Here is a 26,805-nt window from a genome sequence, read left to right as displayed (position 1 = left end):
GCCCTGAGCATGAGCTGGCTGCTGGATCTCGCTCCCGACGAATGGAATGCGGTCCGACTGTCCATCAAGGTGGCGACCGTAGCGATGATTGCCAGCCTGCCGCCGGGCGTAGCGATCGCTCTTGTGCTCGCCCGCGGCCAGTTCTGGGGCAAGACGCTGCTCAACGGGCTGGTGCATCTGCCGCTGATCCTCCCGCCGGTGGTGACCGGCTATTTGCTGCTTTTGACTTTCGGCAAGCGCGGTCCGGCCGGAGCTTTCCTGGCCGAACATTTCGGCATCGTTTTTTCCTTTCGCTGGACCGGCGCCGCGCTCGCCTGCGGCGTGATGGGTTTTCCGCTGATGGTGCGGGCGATCCGGCTGTCGATCGAGGCGGTCGACCGTAAGATCGAGGCGGCCGCCGGCACGCTCGGCGCCAATCCATTATGGGTGTTCGGCACGATCACGCTGCCGCTGATCCTGCCCGGCCTGATCGCCGGTGCGATCCTCTCCTTCGCCAAGGCGATGGGCGAATTCGGCGCGACGATCACCTTCGTCTCCAACATTCCGAACGAGACGCAGACGCTGCCGTCGGCGATCTACACTTTCACGCAGGTTCCCGGCGGCGACGCCGGCGCGCTCAGGCTGACGCTGATCTCGATCGTCATCTCGATGGCGGCACTGGTCGCCTCGGAAGTGCTGGCGCGACGCGTCGGCCGGCGGATGGACATCGAATGACGGTTCAGGTCGACATCAGCCACCGGCTTGGCGATTTCGCCGTCAATGCCCGCTTCGAAAGCGCCGGGCGGCTGACTGCGCTGTTCGGGCCTTCCGGCTCCGGAAAGACGACGCTGATCAACCTGATTGCCGGGCTGATCCGCCCCGACAAAGGCCGTATCGCGGCCGACGGCCGTGTGCTGGTCGATAGCGATGCCGGCTTGTTCATGCCGAAGCACAAGCGGCGGATCGGCATGGTGTTCCAGGACGCGCGGCTGTTTCCGCATATGAGCGTGGCGAGCAATCTGCGCTATGGCCGCTGGTTCACGCCGGCTGCTGAGCGCTACGCGGATATCAATGGCGTGGTCGAACTGCTCGGGATCGGCCATTTGCTCGACCGGCGGCCGGCAAAACTCTCCGGTGGCGAGAAGCAGCGCGTGGCAATCGGCAGGGCGCTGCTTGCCAGTCCGAAATTGCTGCTGATGGACGAGCCGCTGGCGTCGCTCGACGAGGCGCGCAAGGCCGAGATCTTGCCTTATATCGAGCGGCTGCGCGACGAGACGAAAATCCCGATCGTCTATGTCAGCCACTCGATCGCCGAAGTGGCGCGGTTGGCGAGCGACGTCGTGGTACTGATGCAGGGCAAGGTCGCTGCTTCCGGTCCAACCGGAGTGATCATGCAGCGTCTGGATCTATTGCCGGCCGAAGAGCGCGGCGAGGGCGGTGCCGTGCTGGATACCGCGGTTCTGCGCCACGACGAGGCGTTTGGCATGACCGTGCTTGGCTCGGCGGCGGGCGAGATCCGTGTGCCGCTTCTGGCAACGCCGGTCGGTGCGCCGGTGCGCGTCCGCATCCGCGCCCGCGACGTGATGATCGCCACCGAGCAGCCGGTTGGCCTCAGCGCGCTCAACATATTCCCGGGCGCGATCATGGCGATAAAGCCGGGCGAAGGGCCTACGGTCGAGATCGGCATCGACTGCAATGGCGCAACCGTGCTTGCCCGCATCACTGAACAATCGCGGCAGACGCTAGGGCTCCAGCTTGGCCGAAAGGTCTTCGCGGTGGTCAAGACGGTGAGCTTCGACCGAGCGAATACCGGCGCCGGCCTCCCCGCCGAGGCGGATGGGTGAACGGCCGATGATTCGCTATATCGTTTTGGAATAGCGGTATCGCTGGAGAACTTGTAGAATGGCGTGACCGCGGAGGAGCAAATGCCGTCGCTGAGCTTGCGGATAAATCTCGATCCAGATGGCCGCATCGGGCCGGGCAAGATCGAGCTTCTGGAACAGATCGCTGCCTTCGGCTCGATTTCGGCCGCGGCGCGCGGCATGGAGATGTCCTACAAGCACGCTTGGGATCTGGTCGAGGACATGAACCGCGTGTTCGGCAAGCCGCTGGTTGCGGCACAGACGGGCGGCAAGAAAGGCGGTGGCGCCCAATTGACGTCGGTCGGGCTTGCGGTGGTCAGCCGCTTCCGCGCCATCGAGCGGGCTGCGTCTTCAGCAGCGGCGGCGCATATGGAGGCGCTGCAGGCCGAGATCGATGCTGCGTGAACTCGGCGGAATTCATGCCGCGCTCAATCCCTGTCACTCCTCAGGCTCGCCCGGCTTGCGCAGCAGATAGGTGTCCATGATCCAGCCCTTTTTCCGGCGGGCCTCCTCACGAGTGCTGACGATCTCGTCGCTGACGTCGCCAATCCGGCCCGAGATGATGATCTCGTCGGGTGTGCCGAGATAGGCGCCCCAGTGGACGCTAACGTCCTTGTCGGCCAGCGTGTTGAAGGCGCATTTGCCGTCCAGCATGACGATGGTGCTGCCGGCGTTTTCGGGCAGACCTTCCTCGGCGAGCCGGCGGCCGGTGGTGATCAAAATGGCGTCGCCGATGCGGTTCAATGCCATTTTGTGGCTGGCTGCGAGTGCCTGGATGGCGGTGATGCCAGGGATGACCTCCAGCTCGAACGCGACATTGCCTCTGAGGCGCACGCGCTCCAGGATACGCAGCGCGCTGTCATAGAGCGAAGGATCGCCCCAGATCAGGAAGGCGCCGCAGCCATCTTCGGGGAGTTCGCCGCGAATCAGGCCTTCATAGATCGCGGCGATCGCCTCGTGCCAGTCGTCGACGGTCGGGCGGTAGGAAGGCGCCGGCTCGGCGCGCACCGGCACGTCGAACTCGACGCGGCGCGAGTTCGGATTGATGACGAAGCGGTCGCAGATCTGGCGGCGCAATTCGGCGAGATCGTTCTTCTTGGCGCCCTTGTCGGGGATGAACAGCACGTCGGCCCGATTGAGGCCGTTGATGGCCTGGACCGTCATGTGCTCCGGATTGCCGGCGCCGATGCCGATGACAAGAAGCTTGCGCATGAGCGAACTCCTGCCCGATCGAGACCGGCGTGTCTAGACCGACACGACAAGCCGGCACGCGCCGGCGCATTTGCCGAAAGGCTTTGAAACGCCACATTGAACGGCTAGAGTCATGTTGGCATTCTCGCCGGGGGAGTTTCCATGTTCCGTTACGTCCTGACCGCGTTGGCGCTCTCGGCTACGCCTGCGCTCGCCAATGATTCGGTCGCCGAACTCGGCACCGGTGGGCTGATCCTGTCGCGCAGCGATGCGGTGGCGATGGAAAGCGAGGATCTCTACATCTCGCCGGAAAGGGTGACGGTCGATTACGTCTTCCGCAACAACACCGACAAGGATGTCGATGCGATCGTCGCCTTTCCGATGCCCGACATCGAAGGCGACCCCGAAGAAATACCGGCGATTCCCGAGGCGCAGAGCGACAATTTCCTCGGCTTCGAAGTGACGATCGACGGGGTGCCGGCAAAGCCGCAGCTCGAGCAGAAGGTGTTCGCGCTCGGCATCGACATTGGCGCCGACCTGGAGGCGCAGGGCGTGCCTTTCTATCCATTCGGCGATGCGGCCAAGGCAGCGCTGGCAAAGCTGCCGCAAGCGGTCACCGACGACTGGGTCAACCGCGGCATCATCATCGAAGACACTGCCGATGACGGTTCGGGCATGAAGACCGTCTATACGCCGTTCTGGCAATTGCGCTCGACCTATTGGTGGCGCTCGACCTTTCCGGCCAACAAGGCGGTGCATGTCTCGCATCGCTACAAGCCGAGCGTCGGCGGCACCTCCTCGGTCAGTTTCTTCTATGACGGCCAGTTCCAGGGCCAGTATGCCGCCTACAAGACCCGCTACTGCATGGATGACACGTTCGAGAACGCCGTGCGCAAGGCAGCCAAGGACGATCCCGACGGCTACCCCAAATATTTCGAGAACCGCATCGCCTATATCCTGACCACGGGCGGCAACTGGGCGTCGGGAAACATCGGCACGTTCAAGCTGACCGTCGACAAGGGCGATCCGAAGAACCTGGTCTCGTTTTGCGGCGAAAACGTCAGGAAGATCGGACCGACGACCTTCGAGATGAAGGCGCAGAACTTCTACCCCGAGCGCGACATTGACATATTGCTGCTGGAGCCATCCGATGGCGGGAACGGCGGCTGATGGACCTCGCGATCTACGTCGCCATCGCCGAGAACGGCGTGATCGGGCGCGAGGGTGGGTTGCCGTGGCGGCTTTCCACCGATCTCAAGCGGTTCAAGGCCGATACGATGGGCAAGCCTATCATCATGGGCCGCAAGACCTATGAAGGCATCGGCCGGCCGTTGCCGGGCAGGCTCAACATCGTGGTGACGCGGGACAGGGCATGGCGCGCCGAGGGCGTAGAAGTCGCGCACTCGATCGAGGACGCAATCGCGCTGGCGACGGTGCGCGGGCGCTGCATGGCAGGCGCCGACGAGATCTGCGTCATCGGCGGCGGCGAGATCTATGCTCAGGCGCTGCCGCTGGCCGATCGGCTGCACGTCACCCATGTGCTGGCCGCGGTCGACGGCGACGCTCATTTCCCGCCGATCGACCCGGCACTGTGGCGGATAGTCCACTCACAGGAGGTTGAGGCCGGTGAGAAGGACAGCCATGCGACACGCTATTCGGTTTACGAGCGGCGCCGCGATCTGAATTGAAGACGACAAAGCGTCGCGACAGGTCTAAATGGACCCAAAGGCGGACTGTGACGGCAGCCGATCGCGTTGAAAGCGTGCCGTTGCATCCCTATAGAAGAATAATATTGGATTTTGCGCCGGTGAGCCGGCGCTTGAGGGAATTCCAAGCGAAAGGACATTCATGCCCTGGAACGACAAGAGCGGCGGCGGCGGCCCGTGGGGCGGCGGCAACAATCAGGGACCTTGGGGACAGGGACCCAAGGGACCCAGCGGCCCGCAGGGCTCGCCTCCTGATCTCGAGGATATCATCCGGCGTGGGCAGGATAGGTTGCGGCGCGCACTGCCGGGCGGCGGTGGCGCGAGCCCGGCGGTGTTCGGGCTGATTGCTGCGGCGCTGGTGGTGCTGTGGGCGTTCAAGGCGGTCTACACCGTGCAGCCCGACGAAGTTGCGGTGGAGCTCAGGTTCGGCAAGCCGAAGGCGGAACTCTCGCAGCCTGGCCTGCATTTCCATTGGTGGCCCATTGAAACGGTCGAGACCGCCAACATCGCCGAGCAGCTTGTCAGCATCGGTGGCGGCAGCACCAGCGGCAATGGTCTGATGCTTTCCGGCGATCAGAACATCGTCAACGTGCAATTCTCTGTGGCCTATCAGGTTTCCGACCCGAAGGCCTATCTGTTCGACGTGTCCGACCCCGGCGGCATGCTGCAGCAGGTCGCCGAAAGCGCGATGCGTGAAGCGGTCGGCCGGCGCCCGGCGCAGGACATTTTCCGCGACGACCGGCAAGGAATTGCGGCGTCGGTGCGTGAGATCATCCAGACGACGCTGGACGGCTACAAGGCCGGCCTCAACGTCAACGCCATTTCGATCGAGGATGCCGCGCCGCCGCGCGAGGTGGCGGACGCGTTTGACGAGGTGCAGCGGGCCGAACAGGACGAGGACAAGTTCGTCGAGCAGGCCAATCAGTATTCCAACCAGAAGCTCGGCCAGGCGCGCGGCGCTGCCGCGCAGATCCGCGAAGACGCGGCCGCCTACAAGAACCGGGTCGTGCAGGAGGCCGAAGGCGAGGCGCAGCGCTTCATCTCGGTCTATGACGAATATGCAAAGGCGCCGGAGGTGACGCGCAAGCGGCTTTACCTGGAAACAATGGAGAGGGTGCTGAAGGATTCGAGCAAGGTCATCGTCGAGCAAGGCAATGGGCAAGGGGTCGTTCCCTACCTGCCGCTGCCCGCATTGCAGCAGAAGGCGCCGGCACCGGCCGCCGGAGGAAACCAGTGATGGCCAACCGTCTTCCCGTCATTGCGGTCATCGCCGCGGTCATCCTGTTCCTGCTCTATTCGTCTGTCTTCGTCGTCAATGCGCGCCAGCAGGCGCTGGTGCTCAGGTTCGGCGAAATCGTCGACGTCAAGAACCAGCCAGGCATCTATTTCAAGGCGCCGTTCTCCTTCTTCGATGCCGACACCGTGCAGCTGATCGAAAACAGGGTCCTGCGCTTCGACCTCGACAACATCCGCGTCCAGGTTTCGGGCGGCAAGTTCTATGAGGTCGATGCCTTTATCGCCTATCGTATCTCGGATCCGCGCGTGTTTCGCGCCGCGGTCTCCGGCCAGATCGAACTGGCCGAGGCCCGGCTGAGGACGCGTCTCGACGCCGCCTTGCGCCGCGTCTACGGCCTGCGCGACTTCGAGGCGGCACTCTCGGAAGAGCGCGCCGTGATGATGCGCGAGGTACGCGATCAACTGAGGCCCGACGCCACCTCGCTTGGCCTGCAGATCGAGGATGTCCGCATCCGCCGCACCGATCTCACGGCTGAGGTCTCGCAGCAGACCTTCGACCGCATGAAGGCCGAACGTCTCGCCGAAGCCGAGCGGCTGAGGGCGCGAGGCAATGAGGCAGCGCAGCGGATCAGGGCCCGCGCCGACCGCGAAGTGGTGGAAATCGTCGCCGAAGCGCAAAAAGAGTCTGAAATCCTGCGTGGTGAAGGTGAAGCCCAGCGCAGCGCGACGTTTGCCGGGGCCTATCAGCGCGATCCGGCCTTCTTCGATTTCTATCGATCGATGAATGCCTATGGCACGGCGCTGAACAGCACCGGAACGACGATGGTGCTGTCGCCGAATTCCGAGTTCTTCCGCTTTTTCCGCGACCCGAACAGCAAGGAAACGCTCGCGGCACCGGCGGCACCACCGCCAGCGCCGCCCGCTCCCGCCGCGCCAGCGGCACAGCCAGGCACCGGCCAGTAGGGCCGGTGCAGGGGAAGCCGGCGTAACGGAGGATTTATCCTCTGGCGGTAGCCGTAGCCGCAAACGTGCCTTATTTCTTGCCAACATGACGCGACGCGGCGTTTTTGCCGAAGCGCTTTTTTAGAACACCCGGAGGCCTTTCGATGACATCCACCACCCTTCTGCGTGCAGCGAGGCGGACGTTCATCGCCGGGGCCGCTGCGCTTCTGGTCGGCGCAGTTGCCGTTCCGTCGTTCGTGACGCCGACAGTGGCAGCCGACGGGCCACCCTCGGTTGCCGATCTCGCCGCCGGCCTGCTCGGCGCGGTGGTCAACATCTCGACTTCGCAGACGGTGAAGGGCACGGAGGGTCCGGGCGCCGTGCCGATGCCGCAGCTCCCGGAAGGCTCACCCTTCCAGGACTTCTTCGACGATTTCTTCAAGAACCGTGGCGGCGACAAGGGCGGCGGCGGGCAAAAGGTGCAGTCGCTGGGCTCCGGCTTTGTGGTCGACGCCGAGCAGGGCATCGTGGTGACCAACAACCACGTCATTGCCGATGCCGACGACATCGAGGTGAATTTCTCCGACGGGGTGACGCTCAAGGCGACGCTGGTCGGCACCGACACCAAGACCGACGTCGCGGTGCTGAAGGTCGATCCGAAAGGGCACAAGTTGACAGCGGTGAAGTTCGGCGATTCCAACACGATGCGTGTCGGCGACTGGGTGATGGCGATCGGCAATCCGTTCGGTCTCGGCGGCACGGTGACGGTCGGCATCGTCTCGGCGCGCAATCGCGACATCAATTCCGGCCCGTATGACGACTTCATCCAGACCGATGCCGCGATCAACCGCGGCAATTCCGGTGGACCGCTGTTCAACAGCAGCGGCGAGGTCATCGGCATCAACACGGCAATCATCTCGCCGTCGGGAGGCTCGATCGGCATCGGCTTCTCCATTCCGTCGCAGCTCGCCTCGGGCGTAGTCGACCAGCTTCGCCAGTTCGGCGAGACGCGGCGCGGCTGGCTCGGTGTGCGCATCCAGCCGGTGACCGACGACATTGCCGAAAGCCTGGGCATGGCGACCGCCAAGGGCGCGCTGGTTGCCGGCGTCATCAAGGGCGGACCGGTCGACAACGGCACCATCCAGGCCGGCGACGTCATCATCAAGTTCGACGGCAAGGACATCCATGAAATGCGCGACCTGCCGCGCGTCGTGGCGGAAAGCCCGGTCGGCAAGGCGGTCGACGTGATCATCGTGCGCAAGGGGGTCGAGCAGACCGTGAAGGTGACGCTCGGCCGACTCGAGGACGGCGAAAAGCTTGCCAGCGGCGGTGAAAACGGCAACACCGACCAGGACGATGCCGACAAGGCGCCTGCCGTTTCGACGGCTGCCGTGCTTGGCATGACGATCGGCGAGCTCAACGACGAGACGCGCACGAAATTCGGCATCGCCGCCGACGTCTCCGGCGTCGTCGTGACCGACGTCACCAAGGATTCAGCCGCTGCCGAACGCGGCATCCAGCCGGGCGAGGTGATCACCGAGATCGCGCAGGAATCGGTCGCCACGCCCAAGGACGTCATGGACCGGATCGGCGCGCTGAAGGAGCAAGGGCGCAAGAACGCGCTTTTGATGCTGGCGTCGAAGACCGGCGAGCTGAGGTTTGTGACAATCCGGATGGATTGAGTCCGGAAGAGCCTGTAACACTCTGATCTTGAAAAGAAAAAGGGCGGCTAGCGGGCCGCCCTTTTTCTTGCTTGCCAGTCTGTGCGTGACAGCCTGTAGAAGACATGTCGCCTGAGTGCGGTGTGGCTGTCCGGAACACCGGGATGGTCGAAGTCGGAGGCCGGGTCGGCGATCATGTTCAGGCGCTCCATGACGGCAGTGGACCGGCTGTTATCCTTGACGGCGAAGGACACGATTTCGTGGAGGCCAAGTCTTTCAAAGCCATAGGTGAGCCAGGCTTCGGCTGCTTCGGTGACATAGCCGCGGCCCCAGAATTCGGGTGCCAGCCGCCAGCCGATCTCGATCGTGCCGGGCGGCAGGAAGGGCAAATGATCGGTTCGGGTTATGCCGACGAAGCCGATGCATTCACCTGTGGCTGTGATCTCAGCGGCCGCGAAGCCGAAGCCGTTGCGATCGATAGCGGCGCGCAACTCCTCCATCTTGGCGTCAGCCTGGGCGCGGTCGCGGCGAAACGGAAAGAATTCCATGACGCGCTCGTCGGAATTGATGCGATGGAAGAGCTCGCGGTCACGATCTTCCCAGTTGCGCAGGATCAGGCGCTCGGTGCGGATCGGCGTCATTCGATAAATTCTTTCCGGCGATAACCCTGCAGATAAAGCAAGGCGGTGAGGTCGCCGTGGTCGATGCGGATCTTTGCCTCGGCTGCCACGGCCGGCTTGGCGTGCAAGGCGACGCCGATGCCGGCAAGACGGATCATGTCGAGATCGTTGGCGCCATCACCCACGGCAATGGCATCGGCAGGCGTCAGGCCGAGGCGGGCGGAAATCTCGATAAGGGCTTCGGCCTTGGCGGCGCGGCCGAGGATCGGCTCGGCGACCAAGCCGGTGAAGCGGCGATCCTGCTCGATCAGCCGGTTGGCGCGATTTTCGTGAAAACCGAGCAATGCTGCGATGCGGGTGGTGAAGATGTCGAAACCACCGGAGATCAGCGCCGTCCAGGCGCCGTTGGCCGCCATTGTCTGGACGAGCGTGCGACCGCCGGAGGCAAGCGTCAGGCGATTGTCGATGATGCGGTCGATGATTGCGGCATCGAGACCCTTAAGCAGCGCCACGCGCTCGCGCAAGGCCGGCTCGAATGCGATCTCACCGTTCATCGATCGCGCCGTGATGGCGGCGACGCGATCCTTGACGCCGATCTCGTCGGCAAGCTCGTCGATGCATTCCTGCTCGATCATCGTCGAATCCATGTCGGCGATCAGGACCTTCTTGCGCCTGTTCTCAGCCGGCTGGACGGCCACGTCGATGGGTTCGGAAGCAAGCGCGGCATGCAGGCGGGCCGTTATTTCGGAAGCTTCGGCGGTCTCCGGCAAATCGAGCTCGCAGGCGATGCCTTCGGCCAGCCAGCGAACAGCGCTTGCGCCGACCAACCGCGAGGCCATATTCGCTAGCGTCGGCGTCAATGCGCGGCCGGCGGGATGGGATAGAAGCGTGGCGATCAGCGGCATCGAAAATTCCAGCAGACAGGCGGGCGAAGGTCGCGTGAAGAACGCGATCCTGATAGCCGGGCCGACCGCCAGCGGCAAGTCGGCACTCGCACTCGACCTCGCCGAGCGCAATGGCGGTGTCATCGTCAACACCGATTCCATGCAAGGCTATTCGGTGCTCGACGTGCTGACGGCGCGGCCTGGTCCTGCCGAACTCGCCCGCGTCCCCCACTTTCTTTATGGACACGTCGATCCGTCCACCGCCTATTCCACCGGCGCCTGGTTGCGTGATGTCATGAAGCTGATCGACGACGGCACGCTTTCGGCGCGGCAAGTGATTTTCGTCGGCGGCACCGGGCTTTATTTCCGGGCACTCACGGAAGGTATTTCGGAGATGCCCGACATTCCGCAGTCGATCCGCGAGCGCTGGCGCTACGAGCTCCAGGAACAGGGCGCGGTGAGATTGCACCGCATCCTGTTGCGCGAGGATTCTGCGGCCGGCATGGTGCTGAAGCCGACGGATGGCCAGCGCATCGTGCGGGCGCTGGAGGTGCTCGACGCGTCGGGCCGTTCCATCCTGGACTGGCAGGCCGCGCGTGGCCAGCCGTTGATCGACACAAGCAGCGCGCGCTTTTTCGTCATCGAGCCGGAGCGGGCGGCGCTGGTGGAGCGGATCGATGGCCGCTTCGACCGCATGCTGGACAAGGGGGCATTGGACGAGGTGAAGCAGCTTTCAGTGCTCGGCCTCGATCCCGACCTGCCGGCGATGAAGGCAATCGGTGTTCGCGAGCTTCAGGCCGCGCTGGCCGGCGCCATCAGTTTTCCCGAGGCTATCGAGCGTGCGAAGATCGCGACGCGGCAATATGCAAAGCGGCAGGCGACCTGGTTCAGGCACCAATTGGGTCCGGAATGGCACAGGTTGCGTCCCGGTGAGGGGATCAACTGGGTGATCTCACCCCCTCCTTCGAGCGCAACCTGAAAAGTCGACATCGAGGGGACATTTCGCGTTGAAGTTGTCCAGGTTAACTGTCCGTAAGCTCCCGCATGCCATAAGATCGATAGGAACTTTTCAACGGGGAGCAGATGCATTTCCACAAGGCGGAATCAGCGTTTTTCGTCTTTATTTTTGTGATCCTGGCCGCCGGCCTGGTGACGCTTTACGCCTATGGACTCCTGCAAACCCTGGCGGCCGACATTAGCAATACGCCTTCGGAACTCGATGAAATCGTCTATCTCAACAAGCTGCTGTTTGCGATCGGCGTGCTGCTGGCGACTGCGCTGTTCTTCGGCATTTTCTTCATCTATCCGCTGATCCGAAAGCAGGCGACGGAAGAAGGCAAGCTGCGCGCGATGACAGTTTCACTCAGTGCGCGCTCGGAGACGCTGGAGCATGCGGCGCTGACCGACAGCCTCACCGGCATGCAGAATCGGCGCTATTTCGACGATGCGCTGAAAGAATATCTCGAGGAGTTTCGCCGCATCGAAAAACCAGTCGGGCTGATGATCCTCGATCTCGACCACTTCAAGCAGGTCAACGACAGCCACGGCCACGATGTCGGCGACGAGGTGTTGCGGGCCGTCGCCAACTGTCTCAAGGACATGACACGCTATCACGACGTGGTGGCGCGCCTGGGCGGCGAGGAGTTCGCGGTGGTCACGCCCAATATGGACGCCGAGCTGCTATCCAAATTCGCCGAGCGCATCCGCAAGGCGATCGCCAGCATGTCGGTGCTGACAGGCAATGTCCGACTGAAAATCACCACCAGCGTCGGGCTTGCCGTCTGGGACCGCAAGGAAACCGCCGAGGAGTTCTATCGCCGCGCCGACCGCCAGCTCTATGAGGCAAAGAGGCAAGGCCGCAACCGCGTCTGCGCCTGAATCCCGTCATTAAATTCGTGATGCTGGAAATTCGGGATGCTGGCCGTCTGGTGCCGTTTTCTGCGCTTCCGGCGCTCGCAGACCGACGTCGCCAAGTAGGCTGAGACGGCGCCTTGCAAGGCTTGTGGGAGATAGAGGTGTTGCCGTGATCAAATCCGACCTCTCCGATCTTTACCGAGGCTATATTGCATGTCTGAACAAGCAGGATTGGCCAATTCTGGGGCAGTTTGTTCATGATGAAGTGATCCACAACGGTCGGCCGCTCGGATTATCCGGGTACCTCGAAATGTTGGAGAGAGACTTCGATGAAATTCCGGACCTTTATTTCGACATTCGGCTATTGGTTGCCGATCCGCCTTATATAGCGAGCCGGCTAAGCTTCGACTGCGCGCCAAGGGGAACGTTCCTTGGGCTTGATGTAAGCGGGAAGAGAATTTCGTTTGCCGAGAACGTATTCTATGAGTTTCAGAGAGGGAAAATTCGCCAGGTGTGGTCAGTTATAGACAGGGCAGCCATCGAAGCTCAGCTTTGATACCTGCGGCCGCACCGATGAGGTCTGCCTAAAAGTCGCCGACTCATTCGTTTTGCGGGCGTAGCCCGAAGGTCGCCGGCTTGAGGCCGTAGCGCAAGTCGAAATCGTCGCTCCGCTGGGTGCGTGCGGCCGGCGGTTTTCGATAGTCCGAGTCGCCGGCCTGCCGGCCCGGATCGACGACTTCCGCGAAAGGCATTGCCTGTTGTGATTTCGGCACGTTGCGCAGCCGTTCGACGATCGCCACGAGGTCGACCTCGTCGCCGGTTTCGGAGGGCAAGGCGTCCTCGCGCTTAGCCGTGCCGGGGATCAAATCCTCGGAGAGTTTTTCGAATTTCATCCGCATCGTCGTCGCCACGCCTTCTCCGAAGGCAATGGCCTCGCGCTGCCCCATGGAAGACAGGAACGCCAGCGTCGAAGCCGAGGAATCGGCGATCGCCGAGCGGATGATCGCCTGGTCCTGCTCATTGGCGAGCCGCATGGCGAAGAACGTCGAGCACTGCGACAGGATGGTCGGATCAAGCTCGCCCGGGCGCTGGGTGACGACGCCGAGATAACAGCCATATTTGCGGCCTTCCTTGGCGATGCGCGACAGCGCGTGCCGGGTCGGCGCGAAACCGAGGCGCGGATCGGCCGGCATATAGCGATGCGCTTCCTCGCACAGGAAGAGCAGCCGCAAGCGGCCTTCGCTCCACAACGCCAGGTCGAACGCCAGCCGCGCCAGCACCGAGCATACGGAATTGACCACCTCGGACGGCATACCGGCCATTTCGAAGCAGGTCACCGGGCGGCCGTGATGCGGCACGCGGAAAATGTTGCCGATCGTCTCGTGAATGGTGTCCTCGATCAGGCGCGAGTTGAACATGAAACGGTAGCGCGGATCGGATGCCGCCGATTCGATACGTGTCCTCAGTGACCTGAGGGTTGGACGATCGTTCTTGCTTTCCAGCAATCCCATGCGTTCGTCGACCAGCTTGATGAGGTCGGCAATGCGATAGGGTACCGGCGCGTCGGCGGTCAGCGCGTCGGTGCTGCGCCGCAGGTAGTTGCCGGTGTTCGGATTGCGATAGAGGTTCTTGGCCGCGGGAATGAGATCGCGCAAGGCGTCGACCTCTTCCGGCACCGTCTCGCGGCCGCGAAACAGCACCTCGGCGAATTCCTCGAGTTTGAACATCCAGAAAGGCAGGTCGAGCGTCGTCGAATCGACCCTAAAGCAATATTCGGGCAAGGACGCGGCGAACTCGTTGTGTGGATCCAGGATGAGCACGCGCAGGTCGGGCCGGGCGGCGATCGACTTGCGCAAGAGCAGCGAGACGGCGGTCGATTTGCCGACCCCGGTCGTGCCGACAATGGCGAAATGGCGCGCCAGCGTATCGTCGATGGCAATATTGGCGTCGATGGCCTCGTCCTGCGACAGCGTGCCGATGGTAATCGAATGACGCCCGGCGAGATCGTAGACGGCCTGTAGGTCGCGGCTGCGGATACGATGGGCAATGGCGCCGATATGCGGATAGGTCGTGATGCCGCGGTCGAATACCGGCTTGGCGCCGGGTTCGGCGCCGTCGCGCACCTCGCCAATCAATTCGATGCTGACCTCGATCGGATTCTGGCCCTCGCTGCTCCAGGCACGATCCGACTTGCCGATTTCGTAGACCAGTCCGACGGTTCGTGATGTACCGAGATTGATCGAGATCATCTTGCCGACGCTCCATAGGCCGGTGACCGTGCCTTCGATATCGTCGGCATAGGCGCTGATGGTGGCGCGCGCGCCATCGCATTGCACGACATTGCCCAGAATCCGCTTGTCGTTCTGCTCCGCCCTGCGGCGCTCCAGCAAAGTCGGTTCTCCAATGGAGGTTTCGCGTTCGACGAGCATGGACAGGCCGATCCCCTTTTCCCAAACAATGAGCCTAGGCGGACGGGGTTAAGGTGGGGTGAGGCCGGATGGTTTAGCGGACGTTAAGGGGTTTGCGAAAACTGGATGAAACGGCCGTTGCCCGAGCGCGGGATTTCGCTATAGTGGATGAATGGATAATATAGCGAACGACATCTCATCGACTATCGGCAGAAGGATACACGCCGAAAGGGTGGCTCGCAGCTGGTCCCTGGGGGATTTGGCGGAGCAGTCCGATGTCTCGAAAGCCATGCTGAGCACGATCGAGCGCGGCATGACGAGCCCGACGGCGGCACTCCTCGTGCGCATTGCGGCCGCGTTCGGCATGACGCTTTCCACTTTGATCGCAAGGGCGGAGTTGCAAGGCGGTGGCCTGCTTCGCGAACGTGACCAGCCGGTCTGGCGCGATCCGGCTACGGGTTATGTGCGGCGGCACCTTTCGCCGGTTTCGGACATGCCGCTCGAACTGATCCGGGTCCAACTGCCGGCGGGCGCCAAGGTGAGCTTCCCGGCGGCCTCCTATGCCTTCATCAGACAACAGATCTGGCTGATCTCCGGGCAGCTGGAATTCGTCGAGGGCGACATCGTTCACAGGCTCGAGCCCGGCGACTGCCTGGCGCTCGGCGCGCCATCCGATTGCGTCTTCCACGCTCCGGGGCCGGACGCCGCCGACTATCTGGTTGCGTTGGCCAGGAGCTGAGACGATGGCGCGCCGTCCGAAACGTTCCGACAATGGCGGTCCGCCGCTCGACGACTACGACGGTCCGCCTTGGGGCAAGGGAGACCCCTATATCTTTCTTGCCTGGCGGACCGCCCATGCCCAGGCATGGAAAGTGCCGAGCCGCGAGATCATGCTGATGCGGCTGGACAAGGCCGAGCGGCTAGGCCTGACCTATGAGGAATACACGCTCGAACTGCTGGAACGCGGGCGACATCTGCAAGAGGAAGACGCCGAGCGCATCGGAGAAATCCGCCGAGCCAGGAAGCGGAAGCGGACCAGTCATTTCGGCTGACGGTGCAGGCCATGCTGCCGCTCGATGCACTGCCGTTCCCGTTGCACACAGAGGAGACCACATGGATTCAATAGAAATCAACCTGCTCAGCAATACTGCCGGAACGAAAAAAATGCTGGTCGATTTGCTGATCGGCACGGTTGCCGCCGGCGGCTCGGTCAGCTTCATGCGTCCCTTGGCGCCGGAGATGGCTGCAGCCTTCTGGAACAAGTCGCTTCAGGCGGTCGCCAGAGGCGAAAGGGCGGTGCTCGGGGCCTGGAACGGCGAGGCTCTGATCGGCACCGTCACCGTGCTGCTCGACTGCCCTCCCAACCAGCCGCACCGGGCCGAGATCGCCAAGCTGATGACCCGCCTCAATTATCGCGGCAAGGGCGTCGCAACCCGCCTGATGGAGGCGGCGGAAGCCGTTGCCATGGAGAAAGGCCGCACGCTGTTGGTGCTGGACACGGCAAAAGAGGAGGGGGCTTCCGGCCTCTATGAAAAGCTCGGCTTCACGCTGAGCGGCGAAATACCAGATTATGCGCTGAAGCCGCATGGCGGGCTGACGGGCACCCTCATCTACTGGAAGCGCATTGGTACAGTCTGATATCTGGCCCGCGCACATTCGCCGTTGACAGCACCATCAAACCAATTCTATTGTCCGCGACCATGAAAACGGCACTCATTCTCGTAGGAAAGCGCGTGGGCAAGGCGGTGTAACCGCCAGGCGGTGACCTCCCATGCGCAAGACACAGGCTCCCTCGGGGGCCTTTTTTATTGCCCGAAACACGACTAAACGACCAGCAATCGCCCGATGGCGAACAGTACGGGACCAGACCGATGAGCAGTGGACAGAATGAGCGGCGCGAAACGCCAAGAACCGAGATGACTGGCGCCGAAATGGTGGTGCAGGCGCTGAAGGACAATGGCGTCAAGCATGTTTTCGGCTATCCGGGAGGCGCGGTTCTGCCAATCTACGATGAAATCTTCCAGCAGGACGAGGTCGAGCACATCCTCGTTCGCCACGAACAGGGCGCTGGCCACGCGGCGGAAGGCTATGCGCGCTCGACCGGCAAGGCCGGCGTCATGCTGGTGACCTCCGGGCCGGGCGCCACCAATGCGGTGACGCCATTGCAGGACGCGCTGATGGATTCGATCCCGCTGGTCTGCCTGACGGGCCAGGTACCGACGTCGCTGATCGGCTCGGATGCGTTCCAGGAGTGCGACACGGTCGGCATCACGCGGCCCTGCACCAAGCACAACTGGCTGGTGAAGGACGTCAACCAGCTCGCGGCAACGATCCACGAGGCCTTCCATGTGGCAACGACAGGGCGCCCCGGCCCGGTCGTCGTCGACATCCCGAAGGACGTTCAGTTCGCCAAGGGAATCTATGTTCCGCCGCAGACGGCGCCGCGCACCAGCTACCAGCCGAAGGTCCAGGGCGACCTGGAGAGGATCAAGGCGGCGGTCGAGCTGATGGCCGGCGCCAGGAAGCCGATCATCTATTCGGGCGGCGGCGTCATCAATTCCGGCCCGGAGGCGAGCCATCTGCTGCGCGAGCTGGTCGACCTGACCGGCTTCCCGATCACCTCGACGCTGATGGGCCTTGGCGCCTATCCGGCGTCGGGCAAGAACTGGATGGGCATGCTCGGCATGCACGGCACCTACGAAGCGAACATGGCGATGCACGATTGCGACGTCATGCTCTGCATCGGCGCGCGCTTCGACGACCGCATCACCGGGCGGCTGACAGCGTTTTCGCCGAATTCGAAGAAGATCCACATCGACATCGACCCGTCTTCGATCAACAAGAACGTCCATACCGACGTGCCGATCATCGGCGATGTCGGCCGTGTGCTGGAGGATCTTGTGCGACTGTGGCGGGCAACCGCCAAGGCCGACAAGAAGGCGCTTCACCCGTGGTGGGAGCAGATCGCCAAATGGCGCGCGCGCGATTCACTCGCCTACAAGATGAACCATGAGGTGATCATGCCGCAATATGCCGTCCAGCGGCTTTATGCGCTGACCAAAGACCTCGACACCTACATCACCACCGAGGTCGGCCAGCACCAGATGTGGGCGGCGCAGCACTATCATTTCGAGAAGCCGAACCGCTGGATGACCTCCGGCGGGCTGGGCACGATGGGCTACGGCCTGCCGGCCGCGCTCGGCGTGCAGATCGCGCACCCGGATGCGCTGGTCATCGATATCGCCGGCGACGCCTCGGTGCAGATGACGATGCAGGAGATGAGCGCGGCGGTGCAGCACGAGGCGCCGATCAAGATCTTCATCCTCAACAACCAGTATATGGGCATGGTGCGGCAATGGCAGCAGCTGCTGCACGGCAACCGGCTGTCGCATTCCTATACCGAGGCGATGCCGGATTTCGTCAAGCTCGCCGAAGCGTATGGCGGCCACGGTATTCGCTGCGACAAGCCGGACGAGCTCGATGACGCCATCAAGGAGATGATCGCGGTCAAGAAGCCCGTCCTGTTCGATTGCCGCGTGGCGACGCTCGCCAACTGCTTCCCGATGATCCCGTCCGGCAAGGCGCATAACGAGATGCTGTTGCCTGACGAGGCGACCGACGAAGCTGTCGCCAACGCGATCGACGCCAAGGGCAGGGAACTGGTGTAGCCTGGTTCAAGGAAGCTGTGCGGAAACAGCAGATTAGCACAAAAGTTTGAAATCGAGATTCATGTCATGAACGCACAGTTGCAACCGACCGGCTCCGCCTATTTCATCGCCAAGGAGACGGAAAAACCAGAGAACCACACGCTTTCGGTCCTCGTCGACAACGAGCCGGGCGTGCTTGCCCGGGTCATCGGCCTGTTCTCCGGACGTGGCTACAACATCGAGAGCCTGACGGTCTCGGAAACCGAGCACGAAAAGCACCTGTCGCGCATCACCATCGTGACGCGCGGCACGCCGCACGTGCTGGAGCAGATCAAGCACCAGCTCGAGCGCATCGTGCCGGTGCATCGTGTCGTCGATCTCACTGTGCGATCGCAGGAATTCGGACAGGAGCGGCCACTGGAGCGGGAGCTCGCGCTGGTCAAGGTCGCCGGCACCGGCGAATCCCGCGTCGAGGCGCTCAGGCTCGCCGATGCATTCCGCGCCAGCGTCATCGACGCCAACACCGAGCATTTCATCTTCGAGATCACCGGTAAGGGTTCGAAGCTCGATCAGTTTATCGCCATCATGAAGCCGCTCGGGTTGGTCGAAATCTGCCGTACCGGAGTGGCGGCGATGAACCGCGGCCCGCAGGGGATGTAATCGTCCTGCTCGCATTGATTAGGGGAACGGCATGACCTTCGACGCATTCTTCGCCCTGCTGGTCTATGCCTTCGTGACCTCGATCACGCCGGGTCCGAACAATTTCATGCTTTTGGCCTCGGGTGTGAATTTCGGCTTGGTCAAGACCGTGCCACACATGCTCGGCATCGGCTTCGGCTTCCTCGTGCTGTTGCTTGCCGTAGGCTTCGGGCTTGGGGCCGTGTTGACGGCCTTTCCGGTGCTGCATACCGGGTTGAAGATCGCCGGCGGCCTCTACCTGCTTTATCTGGCCTGGAAGATCGCCATGTCGCGCTCGCTCGGCGGCGAAGGCGAGGCGAAGGGCCAGCCGATGCGCTTCATCGAGGCTGCGGCTTTCCAGTGGGTCAATCCTAAGGCCTGGGTGATGGCGATTACGGCCATGGCCGTCTATACCAATCCGGAACGCCCGTTTGTGTCCGTGGTGCTGATCGCGGCCGCTTTCGCCGTCGTCATGCTGCCGAGCATTTCGACTTGGGCCGGTTTCGGTATGGCGCTGCGCGGTTTTCTGGCTGATGCGGTGCGGCTCAAATGGTTCAACATCGCCATGGGCGTGATGCTTGCGGCGACGCTGTGGCCGATGCTGCGTTAGCTGCCGTTTTATTGTGCACTGCACATTAAATCTTCGTAATGACGGCTTTTGGCCCTTTTTCGCCTTCGGCATCCTCTATTATCTGGCAAAAGCGCGGCAAGAGGCTGCGAGTTGAGCTAGACTGCGGCCACCGGATAGCGGCGTGTCGGATCGAGAGGCCTTTTGTCGATGCGCGGAAAGATCGTATTTGCGGTGATTGCTGCAGCCTGCGTTGCCGCGGCGGCGTGGCTTTATCATTCGCCCACCGCAATGAGCGGTCTTCAGCAGATGCTGTCGGCGAAGCAGACGACGGCGGCGGCGGACAAGCCCGCTGCAGCGGCAAATGCCGCGCGTTCGACTTCGGTGGTTGCCGCCACCGCCTCGACGGCCGATTTCCCGGTCCGGCGCTATGCCATCGGCTTTGTGTCCTCTCCCGCCGTGGTCAGCATCAACGCACGGGTCTCGAGCCAGATCGTCGCAATCGCGGTCAAGGACGGACAGATGGTGAAGGCCGGCGACCTTCTGTTCTCGCTGGACGATCGCTCATTGAAGGCCCAATTGGCACGCGATCAGGCGACGCTCGCAAAAGACCAGGCGCTGCTTGCCAGCGCCACGGCCGATCTTCAGCGCGCCAAAAATCTCGTCGCCAGGCAGGCCGGAACACAGCAGACCTATGATCAGGCCGTCGCGGCGCAGAAATCCGCGGCGGCCACTGTCGACGCCGATAAGGCGACGATCGATGCGGACGAGGTCCAGCTTGGCTTTGCCACGATCAAAGCGCCGATTTCCGGCAGGCTTGGCGCGGTCAGCGTCGCGGTCGGCGACCTCGTCACCACCAGCAACGGCAGCAGCACGTCGACGCCGCTGGTGACGATCACGCAGGTCGACCCGCTGCAGGTGAACTTCAATCTTCCGGAAAGCGATCTTGCCTTACTGCACAAGGCGCTGGCGGCGCCGCAGCAAGGCGCGGTGACGCTGACCAAGGACGGCGACCCGAAGCCGATCGGCAAGGGAACGCTGGATTTCGTCGATTCCAGCGTGGACACGGCATCCGGCACCATCGCAACGCGGGCCAGCGTGCCCAACGCCGATCTTTCGCTGTGGCCGGGCCAATATGTAAATGTTGTGCTCGATGCCGGCATCATGCCGCAAATGACGTCCGTTCCGACGGTCGCCGTCCAGCCCAGCCAGAAGGGGCCGTTCGTCTATGTGATCAAGCCGGACAACACCGTTGAAATGCGGCCCGTGCAGGTCGCGCTGACAGAAGGCGCCAACACCGCGATCAGCCAAGGATTGGAAAGCGGCGAGCGTGTCGTCGTCGAAGGCCAGACCAAGCTGAAAAACGGCGCGGCGGTGCGCGAAGGCAAGGCCTCGACCGGTACCGGCGACCAGGCGACTCCGAAGGTCGCGGAGGCCGACAGGACGGGCGGAACACAGCCATGATTTCCGAATTCTGCATCCGCAGGCCCGTCGCCACGCTGCTCATGTCGTTCGCCTTGGTTCTGGGCGGGCTATTTGCTTACAAATTCCTGCCGGTCGCGGCGCTGCCAAGCGCGGAATTTCCGGTTGTCAACGTCTCGGCCTCGCTGCCTGGGGCCTCGCCGGAAACCATGGCGACCTCGGTGGCAACGCCGCTGATCAAGCAGTTTGCCACTATCGCCGGCATCGATTCGATCTCGACGACCAATTCGCTCGGCACGACCTCGATCGCCATTCAGTTCGTGCTCAACCGCGACATCGATGCAGCCGCCGCCGATGTGCAGGCGGCGATCGCACGCACGCAACGACAATTGCCGCCGGAGATGACCAGCCCGCCGAGCTATCGTAAGGTCAATCCAGCCGACGCGCCGATCCTGCTGATGTCGCTGGTCAGCGACACCATTCCGCTGACCGATCTCGATGCCTTTGCCGAGAATGTGATTTCGCCGTCGCTGTCGACGATCGACGGCGTTGCGCAGGTTTCGATCTACGGCCAACAGAAATATGCCGTCCGCGTCCAGATCGATCCGACGGCGCTCGCCGCACGCGGCATCTCGATCGACCAGCTGCAGACGGCCATTGCCTCGGCCAACAGCAACACGCCGCTCGGTGTGCTCAAGAACAACAAACAGCAGCTGACCATCACGGCGAACACGCAGCTGACCAACGCGGCGGGATTCTCCAACATCATCATCGCCACCAAGAACGGCCATCCGGTGCGGCTCGGCGAGGTGACCCGCGTCATCGATTCGGTCGAGACCACGACGACGGCAAGCTGGTACGACGGCACCCGCGCTATCATCATGGCGGTGCAGCGCCAGCCGGATGCCAACACCGTCGACGTCGTCGACCGCGTCAAGGCGATGCTGCCTTCCTTCGAGGGTCAGATGCCGGCGGCGGCGAGCATCCAGTTGCTGAACGATCGCTCGACATCGATCCGCGAGGCGGTCGACGACGTGCAGTTCACGCTGCTACTCACCATCGCGCTGGTGGTGATGGTGATCTTCCTGTTCCTGCGCCGGGTGACGGCGACGGTGATCCCGGCCGTGGCGGTGCCGATTTCGCTCATCGCCACTCTGGGCGTGATGTACCTATTCGGCTTTTCCATCGACAACATCTCGCTGATGGGACTGACGCTGGCGGTTGGCCTTGTCGTCGACGACGCCATTGTGATGCTGGAAAATATCTTTCGGCATATGGAGGAGGATGGGCTCTCGGCAATGGAGGCGTCGCTCAAGGGCGCCCGCGAAATCGGCTTCACCATAATATCGATCTCGATCTCGCTGGTCGCCGTGTTCATTCCCGTGCTTTTGATGGGCGGCGTGATCGGGCGCATCTTCAACGAATTCGCGGTGGTGGTGACGGTCGCCATCCTGGCGTCGATGTTCGTCTCGCTGACGCTGACGCCGATGCTGTGCTCGCGGCTGTTGTCGTTATCGAAAGCCGAGCAGAAAGCAGCGCACGGCGCGGACCATAGGCAAAACGTCTTCATGCGGGGCTATGACCGGCTGCTGACATTCTGCCTGCGCCACAATTTCCTGGTTTTCCTTGTCTTCCTGGTAACCGCCGGGCTGTCGGTGTGGCTGATCCAGATCTCGCCGAAGGGCTTCTTCCCGCAGGAGGATATCGGCCAGGTCTCGGTGACGACCATCGCGCGCCAGGACATCTCCTTCGACGCCATGGTCAAGTTGCAGGGGCAAGTGGCTGATGTCTTCTCCCATTCGCCCTATGTCGCGCATGTCGGCTGGTCGGCGGGCAGTGGAAACAATGCGCTCAACCAAGGCCAGCTGTTTGTACAGCTGAAAGACAAGGACCAGCGCCCCAATATCGACAAGGTGCTTGCGGATCTGCGGCGCCAGCTTGCCAATGTGTCCGGCATCGAAACCTACATGCAACCGGTGCAGAACCTGCGGCTCGGCGCGCGCGCTTCGGCGAGTGCCTACCAGCTTGCCGTGCAGGGCCTCGATACCGGCCTGACGAACGTCTGGGCGCAAAAGTTGACGGACGCGATGGCTGCCGATCATGGCGCCTTCACCGATGTCACCAATGACCTGCAGAACAACGCGTTGCAGGCGACGCTGGTGATCGACCGCGACAAGGCAGCGACGCTTGGCGTCGATACCGACACGTTGCGCTCCAGCCTCTATGGCGGTTTCGGCACCCAGCAGGTGTCGACCATCTTCGGTTCGGCCGACAGCTATAAAGTGGTCATGGAGCTCGACCCGAAGATCGAGTGGTCGCCCGAACGGATGCTGGCGATCAAGGTAAGGACGGTCAGCGGCAGCCTGGTGCCGCTCGGTGCGTTCGCCCGTGTCGATCGGACCGCCGGCGCTTTGACCGTCAATCAGCTCGGCCAGCTTCCGGCAGTGACCATTTCCTACAATCTGCCGCAAGGCGTGGCCCTCGGCGACAGCGTGAGCCACATCAATGCGCTGAAGGACAAGATCGGCATGCCGCCGACGATCTCGACCGCCTTCTCGGGCACGGCGAAGACGTTCCAGGATTCGCTTTCCAACCAGGGGCTGCTGATCGGCGGCGCGATCCTGACCATTTATATCGTGCTCGGCATGCTCTATGAGAGCTTTATCCATCCGCTTACCATCCTGACCGGGCTTCCGTCGGCGGTGCTCGGCGCGCTGGTGGCGCTGCGGCTGGCGGGGATGGATTTGTCGGTGATCGCGGTGATCGGCATCCTGATGCTGATCGGCATCGTCAAGAAGAACGGCATCATGATGATCGACGTGGCGCTGGAACTCAGGCGCGAGGGGATGTCGCCTGTCGAATCCATCCACAAGGCTTGCCTGATGCGCTTCCGGCCGATCATGATGACTACGCTTGCCGCGCTGATGGGTACCATCCCGATCGCGCTCGGCACCGGCGCCAGCGCGGAATTGCGCCAGCCTCTCGGCGTGGCGGTGGTCGGCGGCCTTGTCGCCTCGCAGGCACTGACGCTGTTCGTCACGCCCGTCATCTACGTCTACATGGAGCATTTTTCCGGCTGGCTCGTCAGCGTATGGGCGGGGCACCGGGGCGAGCCGAGCCCGGTCGAGGCGGTCGACCAGCCGTCACTGTTCGACGACGAGGAAGAACCGGTGCCGCAGAAGGCGGCAGCCGAATAGCACTGGCCCAAGCCGTGGTGCTTGCGGCCGGAGGTCCGCGATCGTAATTTGATGCCATGCTGCACAATCACGACCACGACAACGAGCTTGATGCTTTTGCGGCGCGTGTGCGCGCACTGGAGACGATTCTCACCCGCAAGGGGCTGATCGATCCAGCGGCGATCGACGTCATCGTCGATACCTACGAAACCAAGGTCGGGCCGCGCAACGGCGCAAAGGTGGTGGCGAAGGCCTGGGTTGATCCCGGGTTTGCCGCATGGCTGAAGCGTGATGCGACGGCGGCCATCGAATCGCTCGGCCACACCGGCCGGCAAGGCGAACACATGCAGGCGGTGTTCAACACGGCCGACACGCACAACCTCGTCGTCTGCACACTATGCTCCTGCTATCCGTGGTCGGTGCTCGGCCTGCCGCCGGTCTGGTACAAGGCGCCGCCCTACCGTTCGCGCGCGGTGATCGATCCGCGCGGTGTGCTCGAGGAATTTGGGCTGAGCTTGCCGGCAACGACAACAATCCGGGTGTGGGATTCGACCGCCGAGCTGCGCTATCTGGTGGTGCCGATGCGGCCCAGGGACACAGAGGGCTGGGATGAGGCGCGGCTCGCCGATCTGGTGACGCGCGATGCCATGATCGGCACGGCGCTGGCGCGGGAACCGGCATGAACGGGCCGCAGGATCTCGGCGGCCAGATGGGTTTCGGGCCGGTCGCGCCTGAACAGGACGAACCCTATTTCCATGCCGATTGGGAAAGGCGGGCGCTGGGCGTGACGTTGTGCGCCGGCGCCATGGGCGCCTGGAACATCGACGAGAGCCGGCACGCGCGGGAATCGCTGCACCCGGCCGACTACTATGCGTCGAGTTATTACGAAATCTGGATCAAGGCGCTGGAGGTGTTACTCAAACGCCATGGTTTCGTCAGCGACCGCGATCTGGCCAGGGGCGATGCGGTCCACCCGGTAGCGACACCCAAGCGGGTCCTGAAGGCGCAAGACGTTTCGGCGGTGCTGGCCAAGGGCGGGCCTTGCGACCGGCCGGTCGCCGTCCCGCCGCGATTCAAGGCAGGCGACCTCGTGCGAACCAAGAACTTTCATCCGACCGGCCACACCAGGCTGCCGCGTTACGCGCGTGGCAAGCGAGGCGTCATCGAGGCCATGCGTGACGGCTTCGTTTTTCCCGACACCAATGCGCACGGCCAGGGCGAAAACCCGCAATGGGTCTATACGGTGGCCTTCACCGGCAGCGAAATCTGGGGCGAGGGCGCCGACCCGACACTTGTCGTGTCGATCGATGCCTGGGAGAGCTATCTTGAAGCGGCGTGAGACGGGCTCAGTCGCCACCGCGCTGCCCGCCGGTGTCGAGGCGCCAGTCTTCGCCCAGCCGTGGCAAGCAGAGGCCTTCGCCATGACGGTGGCGCTACACGACAACGGGCTGTTTTCGTGGAGCGAATGGGCGGACGCCTTGTCGGCCGAGGTGAAGCGGCCGGGCGCCGCGCGCGACGGTCATGACTATTACGAGCACTGGCTGGCCGCGCTAGAAAAGCTGCTTTCGGCCAAAGGCGTTGCCGGTAGGAGCGACGTCGACAGCCTTGCTGCTGCCTGGGAACGGGCCGCGCATGCTACGCCGCATGGCAAGCCGATCCTGCTGGAGAACGATCCACAGCGGGCTGGGTAAGCTGTCGTCGCCCGGCGTTGTTCTCTTTACGTTCCTCTTCGTCGCTGATAGCCTGGCCCTGTCGCAGCAGCGTAATTGCAGGCGATGAAGTTGATGGTGACGGCAGTCACCTTGTCTTTCCCTCGCGAATCCGGTCTGTCGCGCTGATGGAATTCTCCCCTCAACAAGACGAGGCGCTGAAGGCGGTGGCCGGCTGGCTGAAAGCCGGCAAGCCGCAGCTGTTCCGGCTGTTCGGCTATGCCGGCACCGGCAAGACGACGCTGGCGCGCTATTTCGCCGAGCATGTCGACGGCCAGGTGCAGTTCGCCGCCTTTACCGGCAAGGCGGCGCAGGTGCTGCGTTCCAAGGGCGCGGTCAATGCCCGCACAATCCATTCGCTGATCTACCGGCCGAAAGGCGAGGAATCGGTAGCGGACGAGGTGACCGGCAAAACCTCGATGTCGCCGACCTTTTCGCTCAACCGGCAGAGCCCGATCTCGCGGGCCAAGCTCGTCGTCATAGACGAATGCTCGATGGTCGACGAGCAGCTTGGCCGTGACCTGATGAGCTTCGGCACGCCGATCCTGGTGCTTGGCGATCCCGGCCAGTTGCCGCCGATCTCCGGCGGCGGCTTCTTCACCGACCATGAGCCGGACATTCTGCTCACCGAAATCCATCGCCAGGCGCGCGACAACCCGATCATCCGGCTGGCGCTCGATGTGCGCGAGGGCCGCGAGTTCATGCGCGGCGACTATGGCGCGGCGCAAGTGATCGGCAAGGAAGACGTCACCCAGGAATTGGTGCTGAAGGCGGACCAGGTGCTGGTCGGCACCAACCGCACGCGCCGTCGCTATAATCAGCGGCTGCGCGAGCTGAAGGGGTTCAACGCCGATTATCCGCAAGCCGGCGACAAGCTGGTCTGCCTGCGCAACGATCCAGCCAAGGGGTTGCTCAACGGCTCGCTGTGGAAGGTGATGACCTCGTCGCGCGAGACGGTCAAGCCCGGCATCAATCTGCTGGTCTCGCCGGAGGAAGACGATCCGGATCGCGGCGTCGCCAAGATCAAACTGCTCAAGGCGGCGTTCGAAGATCCGGACGCCGACATTCCCTGGCAGCAGAAGAAGCGCTTCGACGATTTCGATTATGGCTACGCGCTGACCGTGCACAAGGCGCAGGGGTCGCAGTGGAACGAGATCGTGCTTTTCGACGAAAGCTGGGCATTCAAGGAAACCCGGCAGCGTTGGCTCTACACCGCCATCACGCGCGCGGCCGAACGGCTGACGATCGTCCGATAGGGCGGC

At 62.9% G+C, this 26,805-nt stretch carries 27 protein-coding genes; 23 read left to right on the top strand and 4 right to left on the bottom strand.

Features of this window, described 5'->3' with window-relative positions; translation table 11 throughout:
• Window positions 1-9: 9 nt before the first annotated feature.
• The 3 genes from modB (at window position 10) to NKH43_RS24395 (ending at window position 2,246) form a co-directional block, all read left to right on the top strand.
• A complete protein-coding gene (gene modB / locus NKH43_RS24405; RefSeq protein ID WP_352495174.1) occupies window positions 10-714 on the top strand; it encodes a molybdate ABC transporter permease subunit in 705 nt (234 codons plus the stop codon).
• Window positions 711-1,823, top strand: coding sequence for a molybdenum ABC transporter ATP-binding protein (gene modC / locus NKH43_RS24400; RefSeq protein WP_023720813.1), 1,113 nt, complete (start codon window positions 711-713; stop codon window positions 1,821-1,823). Before modB ends, modC begins: the two co-directional genes overlap by 4 nt.
• 81 nt (window positions 1,824-1,904) lie before the next feature.
• Complete coding sequence (locus tag NKH43_RS24395; protein WP_023676697.1) at window positions 1,905-2,246, top strand: winged helix-turn-helix domain-containing protein; 342 nt, start codon at window positions 1,905-1,907, stop codon at window positions 2,244-2,246.
• A gap of 33 nt (window positions 2,247-2,279) precedes the next feature.
• On the opposite strand, the gene cobF is transcribed toward NKH43_RS24395, so the two are convergent.
• Window positions 2,280-3,053 (bottom strand): precorrin-6A synthase (deacetylating), encoded by a 774-nt coding sequence (gene cobF, locus NKH43_RS24390; RefSeq protein ID WP_352860192.1) that lies wholly within the window; start codon window positions 3,051-3,053, stop codon window positions 2,280-2,282.
• Window positions 3,054-3,194: 141 nt separating this feature from the next.
• Between cobF and NKH43_RS24385 the strand changes: the two genes are divergently transcribed.
• From NKH43_RS24385 to NKH43_RS24365, 5 genes are all read left to right on the top strand, one after another.
• Window positions 3,195-4,202: a DUF4424 domain-containing protein gene (locus NKH43_RS24385; protein WP_352860191.1), complete on the top strand. Its 1,008-nt coding sequence runs from the start codon at window positions 3,195-3,197 to the stop codon at window positions 4,200-4,202.
• Window positions 4,202-4,720 (top strand): dihydrofolate reductase, encoded by a 519-nt coding sequence (locus NKH43_RS24380; RefSeq protein ID WP_352860190.1) that lies wholly within the window; start codon window positions 4,202-4,204, stop codon window positions 4,718-4,720. The genes NKH43_RS24385 and NKH43_RS24380 overlap by 1 nt, the downstream gene beginning before the upstream one ends.
• A 160-nt stretch (window positions 4,721-4,880) precedes the next feature.
• Window positions 4,881-5,975 carry an FtsH protease activity modulator HflK gene (hflK, locus tag NKH43_RS24375; RefSeq protein WP_023720809.1) on the top strand — a complete coding sequence of 365 codons (1,095 nt, stop codon included), beginning with the start codon at window positions 4,881-4,883 and terminating at the stop codon, window positions 5,973-5,975.
• On the top strand, window positions 5,975-6,937 hold the full coding sequence (gene hflC / locus NKH43_RS24370) for a protease modulator HflC (RefSeq protein ID WP_023720808.1): 963 nt from the start codon (window positions 5,975-5,977) through the stop codon (window positions 6,935-6,937). The genes hflK and hflC overlap by 1 nt, the downstream gene beginning before the upstream one ends.
• 143 nt (window positions 6,938-7,080) lie before the next feature.
• A complete protein-coding gene (locus NKH43_RS24365) occupies window positions 7,081-8,598 on the top strand; it encodes a DegQ family serine endoprotease (RefSeq protein ID WP_023720807.1) in 1,518 nt (505 codons plus the stop codon).
• 47 nt (window positions 8,599-8,645) lie between these two features.
• Here the strand turns inward: NKH43_RS24365 and NKH43_RS24360 are convergent, their stop codons facing one another.
• Together NKH43_RS24360 and serB are read right to left on the bottom strand one after the other, a co-directional pair.
• On the bottom strand, window positions 8,646-9,218 hold the full coding sequence (locus NKH43_RS24360) for a GNAT family N-acetyltransferase (RefSeq protein ID WP_023720806.1): 573 nt from the start codon (window positions 9,216-9,218) through the stop codon (window positions 8,646-8,648).
• Window positions 9,215-10,102 carry a phosphoserine phosphatase SerB gene (gene serB / locus NKH43_RS24355; RefSeq protein WP_023720883.1) on the bottom strand — a complete coding sequence of 296 codons (888 nt, stop codon included), beginning with the start codon at window positions 10,100-10,102 and terminating at the stop codon, window positions 9,215-9,217. Before serB ends, NKH43_RS24360 begins: the two co-directional genes overlap by 4 nt.
• Between serB and miaA the strand changes: the two genes are divergently transcribed.
• The 3 genes from miaA (at window position 10,092) to NKH43_RS24340 (ending at window position 12,491) form a co-directional block, all read left to right on the top strand.
• Window positions 10,092-11,060, top strand: a complete 969-nt coding sequence (gene miaA / locus NKH43_RS24350) for a tRNA (adenosine(37)-N6)-dimethylallyltransferase MiaA (RefSeq protein WP_352860250.1) — start codon at window positions 10,092-10,094, stop codon at window positions 11,058-11,060. The two genes, serB and miaA, sit on opposite strands and share 11 nt — an antisense overlap.
• 104 nt (window positions 11,061-11,164) lie before the next feature.
• Window positions 11,165-11,959: a GGDEF domain-containing protein gene (locus tag NKH43_RS24345; protein WP_023720804.1), complete on the top strand. Its 795-nt coding sequence runs from the start codon at window positions 11,165-11,167 to the stop codon at window positions 11,957-11,959.
• A gap of 145 nt (window positions 11,960-12,104) precedes the next feature.
• Complete coding sequence (locus NKH43_RS24340; protein WP_352495179.1) at window positions 12,105-12,491, top strand: ester cyclase; 387 nt, start codon at window positions 12,105-12,107, stop codon at window positions 12,489-12,491.
• A 43-nt stretch (window positions 12,492-12,534) separates the two neighbouring features.
• Here NKH43_RS24340 and NKH43_RS24335 read toward each other — a convergent pair whose 3' ends face one another.
• Entirely contained in the window at window positions 12,535-14,364 is a 1,830-nt protein-coding gene (locus tag NKH43_RS24335; protein WP_352860188.1) for an ATP-binding protein, read from the bottom strand.
• Between the two features lie 151 nt (window positions 14,365-14,515).
• Between NKH43_RS24335 and NKH43_RS24330 the strand changes: the two genes are divergently transcribed.
• The 12 genes from NKH43_RS24330 to NKH43_RS24275 all read left to right on the top strand — a co-directional run bounded on the left by NKH43_RS24330 (window position 14,516) and on the right by NKH43_RS24275 (window position 26,799).
• Complete coding sequence (locus NKH43_RS24330; protein WP_352860186.1) at window positions 14,516-15,082, top strand: helix-turn-helix domain-containing protein; 567 nt, start codon at window positions 14,516-14,518, stop codon at window positions 15,080-15,082.
• 4 nt (window positions 15,083-15,086) lie between these two features.
• Window positions 15,087-15,395 carry a hypothetical protein gene (locus NKH43_RS24325; protein WP_352547049.1) on the top strand — a complete coding sequence of 103 codons (309 nt, stop codon included), beginning with the start codon at window positions 15,087-15,089 and terminating at the stop codon, window positions 15,393-15,395.
• A 61-nt stretch (window positions 15,396-15,456) separates the two neighbouring features.
• A complete protein-coding gene (locus NKH43_RS24320; protein WP_352860185.1) occupies window positions 15,457-15,981 on the top strand; it encodes a GNAT family N-acetyltransferase in 525 nt (174 codons plus the stop codon).
• A 233-nt stretch (window positions 15,982-16,214) separates the two neighbouring features.
• Entirely contained in the window at window positions 16,215-18,011 is a 1,797-nt protein-coding gene (locus NKH43_RS24315; protein ID WP_352860183.1) for an acetolactate synthase 3 large subunit, read from the top strand.
• 66 nt (window positions 18,012-18,077) lie between these two features.
• Window positions 18,078-18,650: an acetolactate synthase small subunit gene (gene ilvN / locus NKH43_RS24310; protein ID WP_023720797.1), complete on the top strand. Its 573-nt coding sequence runs from the start codon at window positions 18,078-18,080 to the stop codon at window positions 18,648-18,650.
• A gap of 31 nt (window positions 18,651-18,681) precedes the next feature.
• Window positions 18,682-19,278, top strand: coding sequence for a LysE family translocator (locus NKH43_RS24305; protein ID WP_352483004.1), 597 nt, complete (start codon window positions 18,682-18,684; stop codon window positions 19,276-19,278).
• A 168-nt stretch (window positions 19,279-19,446) separates the two neighbouring features.
• The gene (locus NKH43_RS24300) at window positions 19,447-20,700 is read left to right on the top strand and encodes an efflux RND transporter periplasmic adaptor subunit (RefSeq protein WP_352860181.1); all 1,254 of its coding nucleotides are present in this window, start codon (window positions 19,447-19,449) and stop codon (window positions 20,698-20,700) included.
• Complete coding sequence (locus NKH43_RS24295) at window positions 20,697-23,855, top strand: efflux RND transporter permease subunit (RefSeq protein ID WP_352547052.1); 3,159 nt, start codon at window positions 20,697-20,699, stop codon at window positions 23,853-23,855. Before NKH43_RS24300 ends, NKH43_RS24295 begins: the two co-directional genes overlap by 4 nt.
• Before the next feature lie 56 nt (window positions 23,856-23,911).
• Window positions 23,912-24,517: a nitrile hydratase subunit alpha gene (gene nthA / locus NKH43_RS24290; protein ID WP_352860180.1), complete on the top strand. Its 606-nt coding sequence runs from the start codon at window positions 23,912-23,914 to the stop codon at window positions 24,515-24,517.
• Window positions 24,514-25,173: a nitrile hydratase subunit beta gene (gene nthB / locus NKH43_RS24285; protein WP_352860179.1), complete on the top strand. Its 660-nt coding sequence runs from the start codon at window positions 24,514-24,516 to the stop codon at window positions 25,171-25,173. Before nthA ends, nthB begins: the two co-directional genes overlap by 4 nt.
• Window positions 25,160-25,525, top strand: a complete 366-nt coding sequence (locus NKH43_RS24280) for a nitrile hydratase accessory protein (RefSeq protein WP_352860178.1) — start codon at window positions 25,160-25,162, stop codon at window positions 25,523-25,525. Before nthB ends, NKH43_RS24280 begins: the two co-directional genes overlap by 14 nt.
• Window positions 25,526-25,671: 146 nt before the next feature.
• A complete protein-coding gene (locus tag NKH43_RS24275; RefSeq protein WP_023720791.1) occupies window positions 25,672-26,799 on the top strand; it encodes an ATP-dependent DNA helicase in 1,128 nt (375 codons plus the stop codon).
• The last annotated feature ends 6 nt before the right edge of the window (window positions 26,800-26,805 follow it).

It is taken from the genome of Mesorhizobium sp. M1163, from assembly GCF_040318415.1.
Lineage (GTDB): Bacteria > Pseudomonadota > Alphaproteobacteria > Rhizobiales > Rhizobiaceae > Mesorhizobium.
Note: the sequence above shows the minus strand (reverse complement) of the source record. Positions and strands in the feature narration are given on the sequence as shown.